This is a genomic window from Roseomonas sp. TAS13, from assembly GCF_001950415.1.
GTDB classification, from domain to species: Bacteria; Pseudomonadota; Alphaproteobacteria; order Acetobacterales; family Acetobacteraceae; genus Roseomonas; species Roseomonas mucosa.
In genome coordinates this window covers 1-6670 of record NZ_BDLP01000242.1, presented here as the reverse complement: position 1 = coordinate 6670, position 6670 = coordinate 1, and the positions used below count along the sequence as shown (strand labels likewise).

The following is a 6670-nucleotide window of genomic DNA, read 5'->3' as shown; positions in this document are numbered from 1 at the left end:
TGCGTAGTTGTGATCAAGAGACAGGCCCTGCCGCAGGGCGCCCCCGCCATGAACCGCGACCCGATGGCGATCCGCGCGGGCCGCTACCGCCTGGATTCCGCGCATGGCCGCATCACCTGGGCGGTGAATCATTTCGGCCTGTCGATCTACCGCGGGCAGATCACCGGGGTCGAGGCGCAGCTGGTGCTTGATCCCGCGAACATTGCCCGCACCGCGCTCGACGTGACGGTGCGGGTGGACGGGCTGCGGACCGGCGACGCGGATCTCGACCGGCATCTGCGGACGGCGGATTTCTTCGACCTGTCCCGCTTCCCGACGGCGCATTTCGTGGCGGAGAAGGTGGAACGGACGGGGGAGCGCGGCGCCCGGGTCCACGGACGGCTGACCCTGCATGGCGTGACGAAGCCGGTGACGCTGCGCGTCACCTTCAACGCCGCCGGGGTGCATCCGGTAAGCAAGCGCTACACGCTCGGCTTCGACGGCAAGGCGACGATCCGGCGCTCGGAATTCGGCATGACCGGCTACCTGCCCGCCGTGGGCGACGAGGTCTCGCTGGAGCTGGAAGGGGAATTCCAGCTCCAAGAGTAGAAGGTCAGCCCGGTTTGGCGAGCAGGTCGAACGCCATCAGCCGCTCGATCAGCGCGGGCATCTCCCGGACCGGGATCATGTTCGGCCCGTCGCTGGGCGCGTGGTCCGGGTCCTCGTGGCATTCGATGAAGACGGCCGCCACGCCCACCGCCACCGCGGCCCGGGCCAGGACGGGGGCGAATTCCCGCTGCCCGCCCGAGGAGGTCCCCTGCCCGCCCGGCTGCTGCACCGAATGGGTGGCGTCGAAGACCACGGGGAAGCCTGTTTCCGCCATGATGGGCAGGGCCCGCATGTCGGAGACCAGGGTGTTGTAGCCGAAGGAAGCGCCGCGCTCGCACAGCATCACCTGGTCGTTGCCGGTGGAGGCCAGCTTGGCCGCCACGTTGCGCATGTCCCAGGGTGCCAGGAACTGGCCCTTCTTCACGTTCACCGGCTTGCCGGTCCGCCCCGCCGCCAGCAGCAGGTCGGTCTGGCGGCACAGGAAGGCCGGGATCTGCAGGCAATCCACCGCCTCCGCCGCCGGGGCGCATTGCTCGGCGGTGTGGACATCGGTCAGCACGGGCAGGCCGGTGGCCTCCCGCACCTCGGCCAGGATGTCCAGGCCCTCCGCCATGCCGATGCCGCGGGCGGCATTGGCGCTGGTCCGGTTCGCCTTGTCGTAGGAGGACTTGTAGATCATCGCCACCCCGGCCTTCTCCGCCATATCCCGCAGGGCATGGGCGGTTTCCAGCGCATGGGCGCGGGATTCGATCTGGCAGGGGCCGGAGATGAAGGCGAGCGGCCGGTTGTTGGCGATCTCGGCGACCCGGCTGCCCGGGGCGCCGACGCGGACGGTGATCATACCAGCCTCGCCTGCTTCACCGCCGCGCCCACGAAGCCCGCGAAGAGCGGGTGCGGGGCGAAGGGCTTGCTCTTCAGTTCGGGATGGAACTGCACGCCGATGAACCAGGGATGGTCCGGCCGCTCCACGATCTCCGGCAGCACGCCGTCCGGCGACATGCCGGAGAAGCGGAGCCCGTGCTCCTCCAGCCGGTCGCGGTAGTTCACGTTCACCTCGAAGCGGTGGCGGTGGCGCTCGGTGATCTCGGCGGCGCCGCCATAGACCTGCCGCACCAGCGAGCCCTCGGCCAGGATCGAGGGATAGGAGCCCAGGCGCATGGTGCCGCCCAGGTCGCTGGCCTCGTCGCGGCGCTCGGTGACGTTGCCGCGCCGCCATTCGGTCAGCAGGCCGACCACGGGCTCGGCGCAGGGGCCGAACTCGGTGGAGGAGGCCTCCTTCAGCCCGGCCTCGTTCCGCGCCGCCTCGATCACCGCCATCTGCATGCCGAAGCAGATGCCGAGGAAGGGGATCTTGTGCTCGCGGGCGAAGCGGACGGCCTCGATCTTGCCCTCCGCGCCGCGCTCGCCGAAGCCGCCCGGCACCAGGATGCCGTGCACGCCCTCCAGCCGCTCCACCGCGCCGCCGGTCTCGAAGACCTGGGCATCCACCCAGTCCAGCTTCACCTTGACGCCGTGCGCGATGCCGCCATGGATCAGCGCCTCGTTCAGCGACTTATAGGCGTCCAGCAGGTTGGTGTACTTGCCCACCACCGCGACCTTCACCTCCCCCTCGGGGTGGTTGAGGCCGCGCACGATCTGCTGCCAGCGGCTCAGGTCCGGCTCGCCATAGGCGGACATGTCGAAGTGGCGCAGGACCTCCCGGTCCAGCCCTTCCTCGTGATAGCTCAGCGGCACCTCGTAGATGCTGCTGGCATCCAAGGCCGGGATCACGCTCTCGGGGCGCACGTTGCAGAACAGCGCGATCTTGCGGCGCTCGTTGTCCGGGATCTGGCGATCGCAGCGGCAGAGCAGGATCTGCGGCTGGATGCCCAGGCCCAGCAGTTCCTTCACGCTGTGCTGCGTCGGCTTGGTCTTCAGCTCGCCGGCCGAGGGGATGTAGGGCACCAGCGTCAGGTGGACGAAGAGGCTCTGCCGCTGGCCGAGCTCGTTGCCGAGCTGCCGCAGGGCTTCCAGGAAGGGCAGGCTCTCGATGTCGCCCACCGTGCCGCCGACCTCGACCAGCACGAAGTCGTAGTCCTCGGTCTCGGCCAGGACGCCGGCCTTGATGTGGTCGGTGATGTGCGGAATGACCTGGACCGTCCCGCCCAGGTAGTCGCCGCGGCGCTCCTTGGCGAGCACCTCCGAATAGATGCGCCCGGAGGTCCAGGCATCCGCCTGGTTCGCATGGACGCCGGTGAAGCGCTCGTAGTGGCCGAGATCGAGGTCGGTTTCCGCCCCGTCATCGGTCACGAAGACCTCGCCATGCTGATAGGGACTCATCGTCCCCGGGTCCACGTTGAGATAGGGGTCGAGCTTGCGCAGCCGGACCTTGTATCCGCGCGCCTGCAACAGCGCCGCGAGGGAGGCGGCGGCGATGCCCTTGCCGAGAGAGGAGACCACGCCGCCGGTGATGAAGATGAACCGCGTCATGGGAGTCCGTCATAACCCTTTCCGGGGGTGCCCGGCTACACGCACGGCACGCGGGAGGGCCATGCGCGGATCAAACCCGCGCGGGTGTTGAACCGCGCGGGGATCGATGCAGGGGCCGTCAGTTGTTCGGGACGGAAGGCCCGGACGGAGTCGCCGGCAGGGCCGGCAGGGCCGGGGGTGCGCCAGGCGCCGGGGTCGTGGAAGGTGCGGCGGGCGTACCACCGGGGGTGGCGGGCGCGCCGGCGGCCGGGGGCGGGTTGTTCAGGATGGAGCTGCCGCCGCTCTGGCTGGCGCCACGGTTGATCAGCGCCAGCGCCATGGCCAGCACCATGAAGAGCGTGGCCAGAACCGCGGTGGAGCGGGTCAGCAGGTTGGCGGTGCCGCGCCCGGTCATGAAGGCGCCCATCCCCTGGGAGGAGCCGATGCCGAGGCCGCCACCCTCGCTGCGCTGGAGCAGCACCACGCCGATCAGCGCGAGGGCGACGAAGAAGTGCAGGACGAGCAGGACGGTGGTCATGGTGCCCGGCTTCTAGCCGCCCCGCGTGACCGTTGCTACCCCGGCCGAGCGGCCCGGCCGGGGTTTTGCGCCCGAATCCCGCGCATATCCCGACCGGTCCGGGCCCGGATCAGCCCGCCGCGCCGGCGGCGATGGCCAGGAAGTCCGCCGCCACCAGCGAGGCGCCGCCCACCAGCGCGCCATCCACATGCGGCAGCGCCAGGATCGCCTTGGCGTTGGAAGGCTTCACCGAGCCGCCATAGAGCAGGCGGGTGCCCTGCCCCGCCTCGCCGAAGCGGGCCACCAGCTCCTGCCGCATCCGGGCATGCATGGCGGCGATGTCCGCCTCGGTGGGCGTCTTGCCGGTGCCGATGGCCCAGACGGGCTCATAGGCCACCACGCCCTTCGCCGCCGTGAAGCCGTCCGGCAGGGAGCCGGCGATCTGCCCGGCCACCACGGATTCGGCCTCCCCCGCCTCCCGCTGGGCCAGGCTTTCCCCGACGCAGACGATGGGGACCAGCCCGGCGGCGATGGCGGCCTCGGCCTTGGCCTTCACCAGCGCGTCCGTCTCGCCATGGTCGGCGCGGCGCTCGGAATGGCCGAGGATCACATAGGCGCAGCCGGCATCCGCCAGCATCGGGGCGGAAACGTCGCCGGTATGGGCGCCCTTCTCCTCCGGCGAGCAGTCCTGCGCCCCGACCGCGATGGGCTGGAAGGCGATGGCGGCGGAGGCCGCGTGGATATGCACGAAGGGCGGGCAGACCAGCAGGTCCACGGCGCCGGTCACCGCCCCCGCCCCTTGCCGGACCGCGTCGGCGAGGCCGGCGGCCTCCCGGGCGGTGCCGTTCATCTTCCAGTTGCCGGCGATCAGCGGGCGGATGCCAGGGGTCATCGAAACCTCTCCGAACGTTTCATTCGCTCTCCCCGGCGGTATCCCGGCCGGTGGAGGTTTGGCAACTCCGCCCGCCTCCGGTAAGGCGTGCCCCCGACCCGGCGTACCATGCCGGACCCTTCTTCTTTCGGGCGCCCCCGGGCCGCCTCAGGGACTTGCCGGACCGAGATGCTCACCGCCTTCCGCCGCCTCGCCGGGACATGGTTCGCCAAGGGCCTGTTCCTGCTGCTGATCCTTTCCTTCGGCATCTGGGGGATCGAGGACGTCGTGCGCAATTTCGGCCGTGACAGCGCCGTGGCGCGCGTGGACGGGCAGCCGATCGAGCTGGCCGAGGCCCAGCAGGCGGCGCGGCGGCAGATGGCGCAGCTGCAGCGGCAGCTCGGCCCGGACTTCGCCGTCAACGATGCCGTGCGGCAGACCGCGGCCCAGCAGGCGGTGGCGGCCCTGGTCAACCAGCGCATCGCCTCGGCGGAATCCGACCGCATGGGCATCGCCGCCTCCGACCAGGCGGTGCGCGACTACGTCTTCGCCATCCCGGCCTTCCAGGCGGGCGGGCAGTTCAGCCGCCCCATCTTCAACCAGTTCCTGCGCGGCAACGGGCTGGACGAGAACGGCTTCCTGGCCCTGGTGAAGCGGGAGCTGGAGCGGCAGCAGATCATCACCTCGATCCGCGCGGGCATCCACGCCCCGGATGCGCTGGTGAAGCCCCTGCTGGCCCAGGCGGGCGAGCGCCGTGTGGTGGAGCTGGCGACCCTGCCGCTCTCGGACGCACCGGAGCCGCCGGCCCCGACCGGGGAGCAGCTCCGCCGCTTCTGGGAAAACAACCCGCAGCAGTTCTCCACCCCGGAATACCGCACCGCGACCGTCGCGCGGCTGGCCGCCGAGATCGTGATGAAGGACGTCCACGTCACGGACGAGGAAATCGCCCAGGCCTATGCCGCCGCCGGCGACCGCTTCCACGCGCCGGAGCGCCGGACGCTGGAGCAGGTTCTCTTCCCCACCGGCCCCCGGTCGGAGGAAGAGGCGAAGGCCCTGGCCGAGGCCTGGAAGGGCGGCGCCGGTTTCGCCACGATCAGCGAGAAGGCGAAGGCGGAGGGCGGGCAGCCGGTGGAGCTGGGCACGCTGTCCCAGGCCGAGATCCCCGTGCCGGAACTGGCCCGGGCGGCCTTCGCCACGCCGGAGGGCGAGGTGTCGGCGCCGGTGAAGTCCTCCTTCGGCTGGCATGTGCTGAAGGTGGCCAAGGTCGATCCCCCGGCGGTGCGCGGGCTGGACCAGGTGCGCGACGAGCTGCGCAACGAGCTGGCCCAGAGCAAGGCCGCGGACATGGCCTTCGAGCGCATCAACGGCGCCGAGGACGCGCTGGCCGGCGGCGCGAAGCTGGCGGAGGCGGCGAAGCAGTTCGGCATGGAGGTCGGCACGGTGACGGTGGATGCCACTGGCCATGCCCCGGACGGGCAGGCCGCCACGCTGCCGGTGCCGGACTATGCCCGGGACGAGACCGTGGCCGCCATCTTCGCGGCGCAGCCCCGGCAGCCCGCGCGGATGGAGGAATCCAAGGCCGGGGCCGGCTTCGTGGGCGTCGAGCTGGATTCGGTCCAGCCCCCCGCGCCCCGGCCCTTCGAGCAGGTGGTGGACGCCGTCCGCGCCGCCTGGACCGAGGATGCCCGCGCCCATGCCCAGGAGGAGAAGGCGGCCGCGCTGCTCGGCGCGGTGAAGGACGGGCGCAGCCTGGAGGATGCGGCGAAGGAGGCCGGGGTGATCGCCCTGCGCAGCGATCCCTTCGGCCGCGACGGGCGCAACGAGGCCGGCCCCCGCGTGCCGCCCGAGCTGCTGAACCAGATCTTCGGCACGAAGCCCAAGGACGCCACCATGGCGCGTACCGCCCAGGGCTTCGCCGTGGCGCAGGTGCTGGAGGTCACGCCGGGCGACGTGAACGATGCCACGGCCCTGCGGGCCTTCCGCGGCCGGATCGAGAACGGCATGGGGGACGAGCTGGAGATCCAGTACCTCAACGCCTTGCGCGACAGCACCCCGGTGCAGATCAACGAGGCGCTGCTGCCGCAGGTCGCCGGGGGGATGCCGTGATGCCGCACGCCCCGCTTGATCACGGCGCCGGGAGGCGGAACACTGTCCGGCCATGATCCTGGCCATGATCCCCGACGCCGCCCTCCCCCGCCCCCTGCCGGCCGGCCCGGGAAGGGGCCGGCCATGAGCGAGACCTCCCT

At 71.3% G+C, this 6670-nt stretch carries 6 protein-coding genes; 2 read left to right on the top strand and 4 right to left on the bottom strand.

Going from position 1 to position 6670, the window contains the following annotated elements; translation table 11 throughout:
* Positions 1 to 9 precede the first annotated feature (9 nt).
* Positions 10 to 588 carry a YceI family protein gene (locus tag ROTAS13_RS16800; RefSeq protein ID WP_075822904.1) on the top strand — a complete coding sequence of 193 codons (579 nt, stop codon included), beginning with the start codon at positions 10 to 12 and terminating at the stop codon, positions 586 to 588.
* A gap of 4 nt (positions 589 to 592) precedes the next feature.
* On the opposite strand, the gene kdsA is transcribed toward ROTAS13_RS16800, so the two are convergent.
* The 4 genes from kdsA to tpiA all read right to left on the bottom strand — a co-directional run bounded on the left by kdsA (position 593) and on the right by tpiA (position 4433).
* A complete protein-coding gene (kdsA, locus tag ROTAS13_RS16795; protein ID WP_075822903.1) occupies positions 593 to 1429 on the bottom strand; it encodes a 3-deoxy-8-phosphooctulonate synthase in 837 nt (278 codons plus the stop codon).
* A complete protein-coding gene (locus ROTAS13_RS16790) occupies positions 1426 to 3057 on the bottom strand; it encodes a CTP synthase (RefSeq protein ID WP_019460315.1) in 1632 nt (543 codons plus the stop codon). Before ROTAS13_RS16790 ends, kdsA begins: the two co-directional genes overlap by 4 nt.
* A gap of 118 nt (positions 3058 to 3175) precedes the next feature.
* Positions 3176 to 3574 carry a preprotein translocase subunit SecG gene (secG, locus tag ROTAS13_RS16785; RefSeq protein WP_019460316.1) on the bottom strand — a complete coding sequence of 133 codons (399 nt, stop codon included), beginning with the start codon at positions 3572 to 3574 and terminating at the stop codon, positions 3176 to 3178.
* Between the two features lie 109 nt (positions 3575 to 3683).
* The gene (gene tpiA, locus ROTAS13_RS16780; protein WP_208852670.1) at positions 3684 to 4433 is read right to left on the bottom strand and encodes a triose-phosphate isomerase; all 750 of its coding nucleotides are present in this window, start codon (positions 4431 to 4433) and stop codon (positions 3684 to 3686) included.
* Between the two features lie 180 nt (positions 4434 to 4613).
* Between tpiA and ROTAS13_RS16775 the strand changes: the two genes are divergently transcribed.
* Positions 4614 to 6530 carry a peptidylprolyl isomerase gene (locus ROTAS13_RS16775; RefSeq protein ID WP_075822902.1) on the top strand — a complete coding sequence of 639 codons (1917 nt, stop codon included), beginning with the start codon at positions 4614 to 4616 and terminating at the stop codon, positions 6528 to 6530.
* The last annotated feature ends 140 nt before the right edge of the window (positions 6531 to 6670 follow it).